Here is a 14,452-nt window from a genome sequence, read left to right on the forward strand (position 1 = left end):
GCCACCCCCGACCGAACCGCCACCCCCGACCAACCCGGCACCCCCGACCAACCCGCCACCCCCGGCCGACCATGTACGCGAACCGGCACCGTTCTGAACCTCAGCCGGGCCGTTCTGAGCGGCCCGGCCGGGCGGATGCGGAGTAGGCGAAGCGGGCGTCCGGCCGTGCGCGATCAGCGCGGCTTGGACAAGAGATGTACGGGTCGACGAAGGGTTCAGTCACGATATCCGCCGCGCGTGACCTTCGCGATGACGTCCGCGGTGGAGATCTTCCCGTCGACGTAGAGGTTGGGGTCGTCGATCATCTCGCGGGTCGGCTCCATGTTCCCCGGCGGGGTCCTCTCAGCGCACGGTGCGGACGACCGCGGTGGTGACCGGGGCCGCGACGTCGAACGCCGCGCCGCCGGGCACCGATTCGAGCAGACGCCGCGTGTAGGCCTCGCGGGGGTCGGCGAACACGTCCTCGATCGTGCCGTGCTCGACGACGCGGCCGTGCAGCAGCACGAGCACCTCGTCGCACACGTGCTCTACGACCGCGAGGTTGTGCGAGATGAACAGCATGGTCAGGTCGCGCTCGCGCTGCAGCCGCTCGAGCAGGCGCAGGATTTCGGCCTGGGTCGACACGTCCAACGCCGAGGTGATCTCGTCGGCCACGATCACGTCGGGGTCGACCACGAGTGCCCGCGCGATCGCGATGCGCTGGCGCTGGCCGCCCGAGAACTCGTGCGGGTAGCGGTCCACGGCATCCTCCCCGAGGGCGACGGATGCCAGGGCCTCGACGATCCGCGCCCGGTGGCGGCGCAGGCGCGCCCCCACGGGATCGATGGCCTCCGCGAGGGTCTGGCCGATCGTGCGCCGCGGGTCGAGGGACGAGAACGGATCCTGCGGGATGTACTGCACCCGCCGCCGCACGGCCGCGACGGTCGCGCGCTTCGCCGAAGCGAGCTCGGTTCCGTCGAACACGATCGAGCCGGCCGCGACGCGGTGCAGGCCGACGATCGTCTTGGCCAACGTCGACTTGCCCGACCCCGATTCGCCCACGATGCCGACCGTGCGGCCGTGGTTGACCCGCAGGCTCACCTCGTTCAGGACGCGGGTGCTCCGGATGCCGTGACCCAGATCGACCGAGAGGTCGCTGATCTGCAGCAGAGGGGTGTCAGACACGGTCGCGCTCCTCGAGGGGACGGGGGACGGTGGTCAGGGTCGGAGTCGCGGCCAGCAGGGCGCGCGTGTAGGGGTGCTGCACCTCGCGTCGCCGGAGCTGGTCGGCGGTCAGGCGTTCGACGATCTCGCCGGTACGCATCACGAGCACCCGGTCGCACAGGGCCTCCACCACACCGATGTCGTGCGAGATGAAGAGGACCGCGGTGCCGTGGTCCCTGTTCAGGCGCTTGAGCTGCCGCAGCACGTCGGCCTGCACGGTGACGTCGAGCGCCGTCGTCGGCTCGTCGGCGATCAGCAGGCGCGGGTCGGTGACGAGGGAGCTCGCGATTCCGGCGCGCTGCAGCATGCCGCCCGAGAGGTGGAAGGGGTGCTGCCCCATCACCCGTTCCGGCTCGCGGATGCGCATCTCGGCGAGGCCGTCGCGCAGGCGGGTGCGGGACGCTCGTCTCGACAGGCCCAGGTGCACGCGGGCCACTTCCGTCAGCTGTGCGCCCATGCGGAGGGCCGGGTTGAAGGTCGAACCCGGGTCCTGGTAGACCAGCCCGATCTCCCGGGCGAGGCGCGAACGGTGCCCCGGTGACGACAGGTCGAGGTCGTCGAGGCGGAGCACATCGGCATCCACGGTCACCCCGTCGGCCTGCAGCCGCGCGAGCGACATCGCGGTCATCGACTTGCCCGACCCCGACTCGCCCACGAGGCCGAGGATCTCCCCGGCGGCGATCTCGAACGAGATGTCATCGACGAGCGTCTTGCCGCTCGGGGCGCGGACGGTCAGCCCGCGCACCTCGACGAGAGCCTCGGGGTGGGCCGCGGCGCCCGACGCGCGCCGGCGGGACGCGAGCGCGCGGGTGCCCCGAGAGCTGCGCGGGTCGAGCCACACCGCCAGCCCGTCGCCCGCGAGCATCGCGGCGACGCCGGCGAACACGAGCATCACCGAGGGGCCCACGACCTGCAGCGGCTGCGAGTACACCGCGGGCAGGCCTTCGTTCAGGAGGCGCCCCCAGTCGAAGTCGGGGCTCTGCACGCCGAGTCCCACGAACGACAGGCTGGAGATGTCCAGCAGTGTCAGCGCGAAGCTCGACGCGATGAGCACCAGGAGCGGCCCGGAGATGTTGGGCAGCAGGTGGCGCGAGAAGAGGCGGAAACGCGGGACGCCGAGCAGCCTCGCTGTCCCGACGTAATCGCGGGTGGCGACGGCGCCGGTCATGTTCGAGGTGATGCGGGCGAAGCTGGGGACCCCGGCGAGCGCGATCGCGACGATCGCGGACAGCGTCCCGGCCCCGAGGATCGCGGCGATCACGAGCGCGAGGATCAGCGACGGGAACGCGACCGTGGAGTCGATGACGCGCAGCACGGCTTCGCGGAGCCCGCGCGGACCGACCCACACGAGCCCGCCGATGAGCACGCCCAGCACGACCGATCCGGCCGTGGCCGCCGCGGCCATGAGGAGGGTCAGGCGGGTGGCGACGAGGGTGCGGGCGAGCACGTCGCGGCCGAGGTCGTCGGTGCCGAGCCAGTGCGCGGCCGAAGGCAGGGACCGGGTGTCGGGCGTCACCGTGGTCGCGGCGGCACCCCACACGAGGGGCGCGACGACAGCGACGAGCACCAGGATGCCGAGCATGACGAGACCGGCGATGAGGGAGGCCGGGACGGGGCGGGAGCGGCGTTCAGACATGCGTCGGGCCTCCGAGGGTGCGGGGATCGATGAGGCCCAGCACGACGTCGATGAGCAGGTTGATGAGGATCGCCAAGGCGCCGACGGTCAGGACGATGCCCTGGATGACGGGGAAGTCGCGGAAGATGATCGCCTGCACGACCTCGAGACCCAGGCCGGGCAGGCTGAACACCGTCTCGATGACGATGGCGCCACCGAGCATGCTCGCGAGGATCAGGCCCGTGAGCGTCAGGGTGCTGGCCATGAGGTTGGGCAGCGCGTGCCGGATGTAGAGGCGCGCGGCCGGGAGCCGGCGGCCCCGCGCGGTGCGGATGTAGTCCTGGTGGAGCACCGCGTAGGTCTCCTGCACGACGACGCGGGCTACGGCGAACGTTGGGCCGAGGGCCAGAGCGAGGATCGGCAGCACGTAGGCGGACTGCGTCGACGCTCCGCCGGCCGGCAGGACCTTCAACCAGATCGCGAACACGACCACGAGCAGAGTGCCCGCCACGTACGCCGGGACCGAGGCGAAGAACCCGGCGACCGCGCCGAAACCGACGGCCAGCCAGGGGCGGCGACCGCTGCGGGTCAGCACCCCGACGGTCATGCCGACCGGGATGGCGACCAGGAGGACGACGACGATCGCGCCGAGCGCCGTCGTCGCGGTGTACGGGAGCTTCGTGGCGATCGTGTCGGTGACGGGCGTGTTGTAGCGGAAGCTCTGTCCGAGATCGAACGTGAACAGCCCTCGCAGGTAGTCGAGGAACTGCACCGGCAGCGGGTCGTTCAGGTGCAGGCGTTCCCGGAGCGCCGCGACCGCGTCGGGCGAGGCGTTGGGCCCCAGGATCGCCACCGCGGGGTCGCCCGGGATGAGCGGGACGATGAGGAACGTCAGCAGGACGAGGAGCGCCAGCGAGAGCGCGAGCCCGCCGAGGCGGCGGAGGGCGAACGAGCCCCACCCGCTGCCCCCGCCCCGCCGTCGCACCGGCGGAGCGGGGGCCTCGGCTATCACCGCGAGGTCGACGCCCGACATCAGTCCCCCGTGTTCCCGGTGAGGGCGGCGCCGCGGGCGATCGGAGCCTGACGGTGCTGCCAGTCGAACACGGGCTCGAGCTCGGCACCGAGCCGCAGGAGCGTCGCCTCGTCGTACGGTGCGCCGACCAGCTGCGCACCCAGAGGCATCCCGTTCGCCCCGGTGTGCACCGGGAGCGAGATCGCCGGGAGACCCGCGATGTTGCAGAACGCCGTGAATGAGATCGTCGAGAACTCCGTCAGGCGCTCGCCCGCGGGATCCTCGTTGGCCTCGTCGTACACGGAGCCCACGAGCGGCGTCGGGACGGCGGTGGTGGGCGTCAGCAGCACGTCGAAGTCGCGCCCCCACTGAGCGTTGACCTGACGCGTCTCCCACTGCAGGAGCGCGGCGATCTCGGCATACTCGCCCGCGTGGAAGGATGCCGCACGGTCGTAGCGGTACCGGATGTAGGGCTCGAGCTTGTCGGCATCCTCGATCGGGGAGGCCCAGGTCGAGGCGCTGATGATGAGATCGGCGAACCCGCGCGTCGCGCGCTCGCTGAAGAGGAACGGCGACACCGGCGTGACGTGGTGGCCGAGCGCCTCGAGGGCGCGCGCCGCGACGAGCGCCGCCTCGCGGTTCTCGGGATGCACGGCTACGCCGGTCGGCGCCTCGAGCAGCAGGCCGACGCGCAGCCGCGGCCCGGCGGCGCGGATCTCCTCGAGGTACGGGCGCGCGGGCGCGGGGGCGGAGTACCAGCCGAGCGGGTCGAGGTGGGCGAGGGTGTCGAGTACCCCTGCGGCGTCCTCGATGGTGCGCGTGATGGCGCCCTCCGTGGTCGAGTGCTCCCACGCGCGGACGTCGTTCGGGATGCGGCCGCGGCTCGGCTTGAGGCCCACGAGTCCGGTCGCCGCCGAGGGCACGCGGATCGAGCCGCCGCCGTCCGAGGCGTTGGCGATGGGGGAGATGTCGGCCGCGACCGCGGCGGAGGCCCCGCCCGACGAACCGCCGGAGGTGTAGTCGAGGTTCCAGGGGTTGCGCGTCTTGCCGTGGCGGGTGTTCTCGGTGGCGGTAAGCGCGCCGAACTCGGGGCTGTTCGAGCGCCCGAAGAGCACGAAGCCGGCGTTCTCGATGAGGTCGACGGTGATCTCGTTGGCTTCGGCGGGGCGCTCCGCCACGGACATCGACGAGTAGGTGAGGGGCTGGTTCCGGACCCCCACGAGGTCCTTGATCGGCATCGGCACGCCTTCGAACGGGCGCGCCTCGCCGCGGCGGAGTCGGTCGTCGGATTCACGGGCGCGGCGCAGAACGTCGTCGCGGTCGATCCACACGATCGCGTTGACGGCGGGGTTCACCTCGTCGAGGCGGTCGAGGTAGTGCTGGGCGGTCTCCACGGCGGAGACCTCGCCCGCGCGCAGCTTCCGCGCGAGTTCGGTGGCGGAGATGGAGGAGGAGATCATGATGGTTCCCTTCGGGGCGCCGGGCACGCGGCCCGGCGCCCTCGTGATCACTGGGCGATACGGAAGATCGGGTCGTCGAGGGCTCCGCCGAGCATCTGCACGGTGAAGCCGGGGCGGGAGGCGTAGATGAACGCGTCGTTCAGCAGCGGGAGCGTGTCGGAGCGGTCGATGAGCGCCTGCACGGCGGTGTCGAGCTGTCCGCATCGCGCCTTCTGGTCGGCCTCCGCGTTGGCCGCGGCGAACGCCGCGGATGCCGCGTCGTTCGTCACGGCGCCGTAGTTCGTGCCGCCCTGGTCGATGGTCGGACCGGTGAGGTTCAGCAGCGGGCTCGCCAGCGACCCGAGGAAGTTCAGGTCGGCGAACACGGTCAGGTCCCAGTCGCCGGGCTTGGCGACGACGGTCGTGATCCAGCTGCCGACGTCGGTGTTCGTCAGGTCGACCGTCGCCCCGGCGGCGCGGAGCGCCTCGGCGATGTACTCGTTGCCGGCACCGGCGGGGCCGATGATCGTCGGCGCGACGAGACGGATGGTCTTGCCCGACAGGGCGGAGGTCGCGGCGGCCACGTTCTGCGACGGAATGGCGATCTTCGAGTCGGCGACGCAGGCGACGTCGGGGGCGCCGAGGTTCGTCAGCACGTCACCGGTGTCCTGCGACGTGACGTTGCCGAACATGGCGCGGTCGATCGCCTCGACGACGCCCTTACGGGTCGCCTGGTCCGTGAAGGGGCTGCCCTCGCGCTCGTTGAAGATCAGGTAGCTGTCGGAGAAGTGGTCGACGGTCACGGTGTACCCCGGCTGCCCCTGGAACCGGTCGCGGGTCGTGGCCTGGATCTTGCCGATGTCGAGCTGCCCGCCCAGGATGAGGTTCGCGGTCGCGGTCGCGTCCGGCGAGACGGTGTACTCGAGGTTCTTCGCGGGGGTGCCGGCCACGGCGGTGCTCCACTTCGGCCAGGCGGCGTAGTCGTCGCGCAGGGCGAAGTCGTACTTCACACCGGGCTCGGCGGAGGTCAGGACGTACGGGCCCGATTCGCTGCCCTTCGCCGTGCCCGCCGCGAGGCCCGCGGGGTCGGCCAGACCGGCGGGGCAGATGATGCCGCTGCTGGCCACCGACATGGCATCCACCATGTACGGCCACGGGTTCGTGATGTCGATCGTGACGGTGCCGGCGGCGTCGTCGGCGGTGATGGTGGGGGTGTTGCCGGGGCCGAAGGTGTAGACGACCTGGGTCGAGCCGCTGTTCGGGCGGGCGAAGTAGTCGAGCGAGTTCTTCACCACGGTCGCGGTGATCTTGGTCCCGTCCGAGCACGTGGCGTCGGTGCGCAGCGTGAACGTCGCCTGCGTGGGCGTGGAGGTCCACGCGGTCGCGAGGCCCGGGACGAGTCCGCCGGCGTCGCGCCGGACGAGGGTGTCGTACGCGGTCCGCGCCAGCAGGAAGTCCGGCAGCGAGGTGCTCAGTGTCGGGTCGAACGTCGCGGGGATGTCGATGGTCGTGCGGATGGTGTCGGTGGACGGAGACGTCGTCGAGGACGTCGTCGTGCACCCGGCCGTCGCGATCGCGACGGTCAGTGCGAGGGATGCGGCGATGACGCCGTGTCGCTTTCTCATGGTCTGCCTCTCGGGTGGGTCGGGTATGGCGGGTCGGGCTGTGTCGGGGCGGGTGTCAGCCGAGGACCTCGTAGACGTCGATGGTCGTGTCGTCCGCGTGGGCGTACGCGCGGCCGACGAACATCGAGCGTGTGAGCCACTGCAGGTGGGGCGCGACGGTGCGGAAGCGCGGCGTGGTGAGGAAGTACTCCCCGGCGTCGGCGGCGGACGGACGGACGACGCCGACGTTGACCACGTCGATGACGTCTCCGTCGTTGGTGCGGATCAGGTAACGCGCCTCGACGTCGTAGCTGCCGTCGGCGCGCGCGAGGCACCAGTCGCCGCCACCCGGGATGATCTCGCCCTCGACGTCTCCCGTCACCGGCCCACCGGTGATCGGGATGAATTCGAGCACGTCGTCCCCCCGCTTCTCGAGCGGGATCCCGGGGTCGACGCGAGCAACGACGGTGAAGCAGGGGCGGAGCGATGGAGCGGGTTTCATCTGTGCCTCCACGGCGGAAGAGCGACGCATCGTTGCGTGGTTTCCCCGAGTATCCCGATAGTGGATGCACTAGTCAACAGCATTCACTAACTCGTAACATCAGGCGACGGCATCCGAAATTTCCTCGACAAAGTCGGGGCTCGGGGCGTGCAGGATGGAACGACGGAGAAGGAGACCCACCATGACCGAGCGCACCAGCGACATCGCCATCGTCACCGGGGCGGGCAGTCCCGAGGGGATCGGCATGGCGTCGGCGCTGCTCCTCGGGCGGGCCGGAATGCGCGTGGTCGTCGCCTCGACCACGGATCGCATCCACGAGCGCGTCGCCGAGTTGCGCGCCGCCGGAGTGGATGCGCACGGCGTCGCCGCCGACCTGACCCGCGCGGACGGAGTGGATGCCGTCCTGGCCGCCGCCCTCGACGCCTTCGGCGCACCGACCGTCCTCGTGAACAACGCGGGCATGACATCGACGTCGAACCCCGACGAGCCGGCATCCATCGACGAGATCTCCATCGCGCAGTGGACCGCCTCGATCGACCGGAACCTCACGACCGCGCTCCGGATGACGCGGGCCGTCCTCCCGGGCATGCGCGCGGCCGGCTACGGGCGGGTGGTGAACGTCGCCTCGATCTCGGGCCCCGTCATGGCGTACACGGGCGACGTCGCGTACCACGCGGCGAAGGCCGGGATGCTCGGTCTCACTCGTGCCGCCGCCGTTGACGTCGCGGCGGCCGGCATCACCGTGAACGCCGTCGCGCCGGGCTGGATCGCCACGTCCTCGTCGAGCGAGCACGAGCGCGCGATGGGGCGCGCGACCCCCGTCGGCCGCCCGGGAACGCCGCACGAGGTGGCCGCGGTCGTCGCCTTCCTGGCGTCGCCCGGGGCGTCCTACGTCACAGGGCAATTGCTCGTGGTCGATGGCGCGAACTCGATCAACGAGGAGCGCGGATGAGCGTCGACGACGGCGGGATGCCATGACGACGCGCCGTTCGGGAGGGCGGTGATGCGTCCGCCCGGGCCTCGGGCGTGCGGACGACCGGATAGCCTGGCCTCCGCGCCACGCGAGGCCGCCGGTCCGCGGGGCGCGCGAACCGGACGCCAGATCGGGGGGTCGTCATGACCGAGGAAATCAGGACCCGACGCAAGCGGGGGTCCATCACTCGCGCCGAGATCGTCGAGGCCGCGCTGCGGCTGATGGACGGCGAGGGCGAGTCCGCCCTGACCTTCTCGCGGCTCGGAGCCGAGTTGAAGTCCTCGCCGACCGCGGTGTACCGGCACTTCACGAGTCGTGACGAGCTGCTCGAGGCGCTCGCCGACCACCTCGACGGCATCTCGCTCGCGGGTTACGTGCCCACCGACGACTGGCGCGCGGATCTGACCGACCTGGCCTGGCGCGCGTGGCACACCGCCGAAGCGCACCCGGCCGCGGCGGCGCTGACACTCCTCACGGTCGCGAACAGCATCAACGAACTGCGCGCGGTGGAGTGGATCCTGCGGGCGATGGCGGTCGCCGGCCTCCGCGGACGCGCGGCCGTCGTGCAGTACCAGGTGTACGCGCAGACCGTGCTGGGCGCCGCGTCCGCCTACGGTGCGCGCCTCGCGAGCGCGCGAAGCCGCGAGGTCGCGGACGGCTGGATCCAGGTGTACGCGCCCACAGACCCGTCGCAGTACCCGCACGCCGAGGCCGCGAAGGCGGACCTGGCGATGATCAACTACCGCGAGGTGTTCGCGCAGCAGCTCGAGATGTACCTGTCGGCGCTCGAGCTGACCGTGGCACGGACCGGCTGAATCGCGGACGTGGGTTCGTGCGGCCGCTCAGCCGAGCGTGACGAGTCGCCCCTCCCACGGCCCGGGCCGTCGCCACGCGACCTCGTGGTCGACGTCGAGCAGTGCGCCGCAGTGCTCGCAGACCTCCGATCGATCGGATGCCACGCCGCAGGCGCCGCAGATCACGGTGAACGCCGGAGTCTCGTTCTCGGATGGACGGTGCTCGTGCGCCCAGGCCGCATAGGCCTGCAGGATCGGCAGCGCGTCGGTCGCGGCGCGCGTGGGGAAGTACTCGACGCGCGGGCGCGGTCCGGTCGTGTACGGCCGGGCCTCGAGCAGCCCCGCCGACACCATGCCGGACAACCGGGACGAGAGCACGTTGTCGGCGGCATCCAGTCGCCGCTTGAAGTCGTCGAAGCGACGTGCGCCGGCGAGCACCTCGCGAAGGATCAGTAGCACCCACGGGTCGCCGACGGCGTCGATCCCGCGCGCGATCGGGCAGACGTTCCCGCTCCAGTCGGACCTCAGGGGCATGGCATCCTCCTCTGACTTGCTTGAAGCAAGCATACGCGCTAACGTTCGAGCACTTACTCCTTTGAAGAAAGTAAATGACGTGAGCGAGACGACTGCCGTGCGGAGTGCCGGGTCCATCAGCGGCTGGACGGCGCGGTCGCGCGCGTACACGGCGCTGAACCTCCTCGGCTCGGTCGCCGTCGCGGCCGCCGCCGGTGCGGGCAGCCCGCTGTTCGTGTACGAACAGGGTCGCTGGGGCTTCGGCGACGCGACGCTCACCGTGATGTTCTCGGTGTACGCGTTCACGCTGCTGCTCACGCTCCTGACCGCCGGCTCGCTGTCCGACCACGTCGGCCGTCGACCCGTCATGGTGGGGGCCATCGTTCTGCTGATCGTGGCGTGCGGCATCCATCTCTGGGCGACGTCGCCCGAGTGGGTGATCGTCTCCCGCGCGGTGCAGGGGGTCGCGACGGGTGCGGCCACCAGCACCTTCACGGCCATGGTGTCGGAGACCGTGCCCCCGCACGCTCGCGGGCGTCTCACGCAGATCGCCGGCACGGCGCCGATCGGCGGTCTCGCGCTCGGCGCTCTGTTCGCCGGGATCGCCACCGCCGTCGCGCCCGAACCGGTGCTCGCGGTGTTCGCGCCGATCGTCCTGCTGCTCGTGGTCGCGATCGGCGCGGTCTGCTTCACGCCCGAGTCGTCGTCGCGGGTCTCGGGCGCGTGGCGCTCGCTGGTTCCCCACATCGCGGTCCCGCGCCGGTTGCGGTCGGAGTTCCTTCGCGGAGCGTGGCTCGTCTCCGCCGCCTGGATGAGCTCGGGCCTGTTCCTCGGCCTCATGCCCTCGCTCGCGCACCACACCCTGCAGCTCGACACCGTCGCGGGGACCGTGCTGGTGTTCCTGCAGCCAGGGGTCGCCGCCGTTGCGGGACTCGTGTCGACGGGACTGGCGCCGCGCACCGCGGCCGTCCTTGGCGCGCTCGGGTGCGCCGTGGGTGGCATCCTGATGGTCGTCGGCATCGCGACGGCGTCCACGGTGATCGTCGTGGTCGCCGCGATCGCCGCCGGCATCGGCAACGGGATCGGATTCGCGGCGGTCCTGCGTCCCCTCAACGCGGCAGCGCACACGCACGAACGCGGCGGCCTCATGGCGGCCATCTACGTCGTCGCGTACCTCAGCTACGGCGTGCCCGCGCTCGTCGCCGGTCAGCTCGCGACCGCGTTCGCGCTTCCCGCGACGGGGATCGGATACGCGGCGTTCCTCGCCGTGGTCGCCCTCGTCGCGCTGGCGCTGCGGGCCGGTGCCTCGACTAGCGGCGTCGGCGCCGGTGCTCTGACCCCCGCCCGTTCGGGCGGACTCGAACACTCCGCGTAAGCGGACGAGAACACTCCGCGTGAGCGGACGAGAACAAGGAGAGAAGAAATGACAGAGATCTCGGATGCCGTCGTGCTCGTCACGGGCGCGAACGGCGGGCTGGGCACGGAATTCGTGCGGCAGGCCCTCGCGGGCGGCGCCAAGAAGGTCTACGCGGCGGCGCGTTCGCCGCGGCAGTGGGACGACCCCCGTGTCTTGCCCCTCACGCTCGACGTGACCGATGAGGCCGCGATCGAACGGGCGGCGCGGGATGCGGCCGACGTCGACGTGCTCATCAACAACGCCGGCATCCTGCGCCAGGGCGACCTGTTGACCGGTGATGTGGCGGACGTCCGCGCCCAGCTGGAGACGAACCTCTTCGGCCCGCTGCTGCTGACGCGTGCGTTCGCGCCGCGCCTCGTGGCCGCGAAGGGCGCCGTGATCAATGTCGCGTCGGTGCTGTCGTGGCTGGCATGGGGCAAGGGCTACAGCATCTCGAAGGCGGCCCTGTGGTCGGCCACCGAGGGGCTGCGCCTCGAGCTCGAGCCGCAGGGCGTGCAGGTCGTGGGCGCGTACCTCGCCTTCACCGACACCCCGATGAACGACGGTCTGACCGACCAGCCGATGAACGACCCCGCCGACGTCGTGGCCGCGATCTACGACGGGTTGCGCCGCGGGCACGGCGAGGTTCTCGCCGACGACACGACGCGCGCGGTCCGCGCGGGGCTATCGCGGGTGGCGAACGCGGCCTGAGGTGGGGGCGGGGCGCGGACTCGGGAAACTTCACCCGCGGCGTGTTCGTCGGGGGAAATGCCTGATCGGTGGGTGATTCGTTCGGGCTCGGAGGCTCGTCACCCCTCCTCCCCAGCGCGCCGTGTGGCTGATCTGTCCCCATTCGGGTGGGTGGGGCGGGTGCGATGTCGGAGGCCGTCGCTAGCATGCATGCATGTCTTTCGATCCGGTTCCGACACCACCCCATGAGGGGGCTTCGGCCCTCTCGTCGGTGCTGGTCGAGGTGCGGGGAGTGGATGCCGAACTCGCCTCCGCCGAAGCCCGGCGGGTGCGGGCGCTGGCCCGCGCAGGACACCTCGCCCTCGACTCTTCTGTCGGGGTGCGGGCGTCGTCGAAAGCGGCGGAGCTGGCGTTGCGGGAGGTCGCGTCGGAGATCGCGGCCGCATCCTTCCTGTCGGATCGGTCGGTGCAGGCGCAGATCGGGCGGGCGATGACCCTCACCGACGACTTCCCCGTGACCCTGGACGCGTGGGAGGCGGGGGTCCTGTCCCGGGCGCATGTGCGGGTGATCGTGGATGCCGGGACACCCCTGCCCCGAGATCGTCGTGGCGAGTTCGATGTGCTCGCCGTCGCCACCGCCGACGGGCTGAGCCCGGGGCGGTTGAAGACCCGACTGGCCGCGTTGGCGGAGTCTCTGCAGCCCACCACGCTCGCGGAGCGGCACCAGCGGGGACGGGGAACCCGGTGCGTGCGGGTGGTGGCGGGGGAGGACGGGATGTCCGACCTGATCGCGACACTCCCCACGGTGCTCGCGGTCGGGATCTACGACCGGCTCGTGCAGCAAAGCGCCGCGATCATCGACCAGCGGCGAGACGCTTCGACGACCGAGGGCGCCGAGGCCGCCCCCGACACCCGCACCGCCGACCAGGTGCGCGCGGACATCCTCGCCGACCTGCTCCTGACCGCAGCGCCCGATGCCGACCCCACCCGCACCGACGACGGCCCCGGCACTCTCGGTGCGATCCGCGCGCGGGTACAGGTCGTCGTCCCCGCGTTGACGATGCTCCGCCCCGGGGAGGAGAACTCCGATCCCGCCGACCTCGTCGGCCACGGACCCATCGACACTGCCACCGCCCGCGCCCTCGCCGAAACCACCACCCTCCCCTGGGACCGCGTCATCACCCACCCCGTCACCGGGGAAGTGCTCCGCACCGACACCTACCAGCGGACCACCGCCATCGACCGGCACCTCCGCGCCCGCGACCGCCACTGCCGCTGGCCCGGCTGCATCACCCCCGCCGCCCGCTGCGAAGTCGACCACACCCACGACTGGGCCCTCGGCGGCCCCACCGACGTGACCAACCTCGCCCACCTGTGCCAGCGACACCACACCCAGAAACAATTCACCCGCTGGAGAGTCCACCAACACCCCGGCGGCATCCTCGAATGGACCTCCCCCACCGGACGCGCCTACATCGACGAAACCCTGCCCTACTCACCAGCGGTCAGATTCCTCCCCGACGACCCCACCCCCGAACCGCCACCCCCCGACCGACCATGAACGCGAACCGGCACCGTTCTAAAGCCGCATGCCGTCCGTGCGGGCTGGTGTCGCGCCCGCCCCACCGTGGACGCACCGCAGCCGCGCCCGAGAGGGGGTCGGCCGCCGCCGATCCCGATCGAACTACGGTGGTGCGCACCGACGCGTCCGCGCCGGAGTCCGCCTCTTCCCGTTCTCGCCGCGTCCACATGGCGTCTCCCTCGCGGTCGTACCCTCGGAAGCGACACGGGGGAACGGGGGCTGACATGACGACGTCCGCACCGGAACGGGTGTCCCGACTGAGGGTCCTCGGCATCGCCGTGCTCGTCCTGGCCGCCCTCGGACTCAGCGCAGGATTTCTGCTGATCTTCAGCTGGTCGATCGACGAGACGCACTTCGACCGCCCGAGTGCGGAGTTCGACGCCTTCGCGGACGAGGTCGCCGCGGTGCCCGGGGTCGGTGTCGTCGAGAAGGAACGGTGGGTGGAGGCGCCGGCGTTCTGGAGCCCGATGACCTCCCTCCGGGTCACGGTCGAGCGCTCCGCGCTGCCGGCTGTCCTCGATCTCGCGTGCGCCTCGGGATACCCGGACCCGGTCGATTGGGGTCTCACGGTGCGCACGCCCTCGCGCACCGAGGTGTCGGTGTTCGCCGAGCCCGTGGCATCCGGCTGCCCGGACTTTCGGCTCGACGTGGTGCCCACGGTGGACGCGGTGGACCGTCTCGCCCCCGGGCGCATCGTCCAGGCCGCTGTCTGGGAGGACGGTCGCCTCGCATTCTCGGATCTGCTCGACGGTCGCTCCGAGATGTCGTCGATGGTCCCGTTCGTGGCCGCGGCCGACGACCTGCGGCGGGCCGCCGGTGTCGAGGCCGACCGCGACATCGAGATCAGTGGGCCACGGCTGACGGCCGTGCCCGCGCCGGGAGAATCCGCCGCCTACGCCGCGATGCTGCGCACGTTGATCGACGAGTACGGCGTGACGGACTTCTGGGACGGCGCCGGCGGGGGGACGCCGATCGACGGCGTCGCGAGAACCCAGATCATGGGCGACCCGGCCACCAGGGAGTCCGTGGAGGCGGCCGTGCGTGCGTCGGGCCTCCGCCTCGCGGACGCGCCCGTCGTGTTCCGAGAGTACTGATCCGGCGGTTCGCAAGTGCCCCTTCCGGCGGAATG

The 14,452-nt window shown here is 71.4% G+C and carries 14 protein-coding genes; 6 read left to right on the forward strand and 8 right to left on the reverse strand.

Features of this window, described 5'->3' with window-relative positions; all coding sequences use genetic code 11:
- Positions 1-215 precede the first annotated feature (215 nt).
- The 7 genes from AVW09_RS17865 to AVW09_RS03820 are packed head-to-tail and all read right to left on the reverse strand — an operon-like array spanning position 216 to position 7,375.
- Positions 216-323 (reverse strand): antitoxin VbhA family protein, encoded by a 108-nt coding sequence (locus AVW09_RS17865; protein WP_197462553.1) that lies wholly within the window; start codon positions 321-323, stop codon positions 216-218.
- Positions 324-342: 19 nt separating this feature from the next.
- Complete coding sequence (locus AVW09_RS03795) at positions 343-1,164, reverse strand: ABC transporter ATP-binding protein (protein WP_063256750.1); 822 nt, start codon at positions 1,162-1,164, stop codon at positions 343-345.
- The gene (locus AVW09_RS03800) at positions 1,157-2,839 is read right to left on the reverse strand and encodes a dipeptide/oligopeptide/nickel ABC transporter permease/ATP-binding protein (RefSeq protein ID WP_063256751.1); all 1,683 of its coding nucleotides are present in this window, start codon (positions 2,837-2,839) and stop codon (positions 1,157-1,159) included. Before AVW09_RS03800 ends, AVW09_RS03795 begins: the two co-directional genes overlap by 8 nt.
- The gene (locus AVW09_RS03805) at positions 2,832-3,851 is read right to left on the reverse strand and encodes an ABC transporter permease (protein WP_063256752.1); all 1,020 of its coding nucleotides are present in this window, start codon (positions 3,849-3,851) and stop codon (positions 2,832-2,834) included. Before AVW09_RS03805 ends, AVW09_RS03800 begins: the two co-directional genes overlap by 8 nt.
- On the reverse strand, positions 3,851-5,290 hold the full coding sequence (locus tag AVW09_RS03810; RefSeq protein ID WP_063256847.1) for an amidase: 1,440 nt from the start codon (positions 5,288-5,290) through the stop codon (positions 3,851-3,853). Before AVW09_RS03810 ends, AVW09_RS03805 begins: the two co-directional genes overlap by 1 nt.
- 47 nt (positions 5,291-5,337) lie before the next feature.
- Positions 5,338-6,894 carry an ABC transporter substrate-binding protein gene (locus tag AVW09_RS03815; RefSeq protein ID WP_063256753.1) on the reverse strand — a complete coding sequence of 519 codons (1,557 nt, stop codon included), beginning with the start codon at positions 6,892-6,894 and terminating at the stop codon, positions 5,338-5,340.
- A 55-nt stretch (positions 6,895-6,949) separates the two neighbouring features.
- The gene (locus tag AVW09_RS03820; protein WP_063256754.1) at positions 6,950-7,375 is read right to left on the reverse strand and encodes a DUF3237 family protein; all 426 of its coding nucleotides are present in this window, start codon (positions 7,373-7,375) and stop codon (positions 6,950-6,952) included.
- A gap of 181 nt (positions 7,376-7,556) precedes the next feature.
- Here AVW09_RS03820 and AVW09_RS03825 point away from each other — a divergent pair, with 181 nt between their 5' ends.
- Entirely contained in the window at positions 7,557-8,327 is a 771-nt protein-coding gene (locus AVW09_RS03825) for an SDR family NAD(P)-dependent oxidoreductase (RefSeq protein ID WP_063256755.1), read from the forward strand.
- A gap of 164 nt (positions 8,328-8,491) precedes the next feature.
- Complete coding sequence (locus tag AVW09_RS03830) at positions 8,492-9,163, forward strand: TetR/AcrR family transcriptional regulator (RefSeq protein WP_063256756.1); 672 nt, start codon at positions 8,492-8,494, stop codon at positions 9,161-9,163.
- A gap of 27 nt (positions 9,164-9,190) precedes the next feature.
- On the opposite strand, the gene AVW09_RS03835 is transcribed toward AVW09_RS03830, so the two are convergent.
- Positions 9,191-9,676 carry a winged helix-turn-helix transcriptional regulator gene (locus AVW09_RS03835; protein WP_063256757.1) on the reverse strand — a complete coding sequence of 162 codons (486 nt, stop codon included), beginning with the start codon at positions 9,674-9,676 and terminating at the stop codon, positions 9,191-9,193.
- 79 nt (positions 9,677-9,755) lie between these two features.
- On the opposite strand from AVW09_RS03835, the gene AVW09_RS03840 reads away from it, so the two are divergent.
- From AVW09_RS03840 to AVW09_RS03855, 4 genes are all read left to right on the forward strand, one after another.
- A complete protein-coding gene (locus AVW09_RS03840; RefSeq protein WP_063256758.1) occupies positions 9,756-11,030 on the forward strand; it encodes an MFS transporter in 1,275 nt (424 codons plus the stop codon).
- Positions 11,031-11,078: 48 nt separating this feature from the next.
- Positions 11,079-11,762 (forward strand): SDR family oxidoreductase, encoded by a 684-nt coding sequence (locus AVW09_RS03845; protein ID WP_063256759.1) that lies wholly within the window; start codon positions 11,079-11,081, stop codon positions 11,760-11,762.
- A gap of 193 nt (positions 11,763-11,955) precedes the next feature.
- Positions 11,956-13,302 (forward strand): HNH endonuclease signature motif containing protein, encoded by a 1,347-nt coding sequence (locus tag AVW09_RS03850; RefSeq protein WP_063256760.1) that lies wholly within the window; start codon positions 11,956-11,958, stop codon positions 13,300-13,302.
- Between the two features lie 245 nt (positions 13,303-13,547).
- On the forward strand, positions 13,548-14,417 hold the full coding sequence (locus AVW09_RS03855) for a hypothetical protein (protein ID WP_063256761.1): 870 nt from the start codon (positions 13,548-13,550) through the stop codon (positions 14,415-14,417).
- The last annotated feature ends 35 nt before the right edge of the window (positions 14,418-14,452 follow it).

This window comes from Microbacterium sp. T32, assembly GCF_001619615.1.
Lineage (GTDB): Bacteria > Actinomycetota > Actinomycetes > Actinomycetales > Microbacteriaceae > Microbacterium.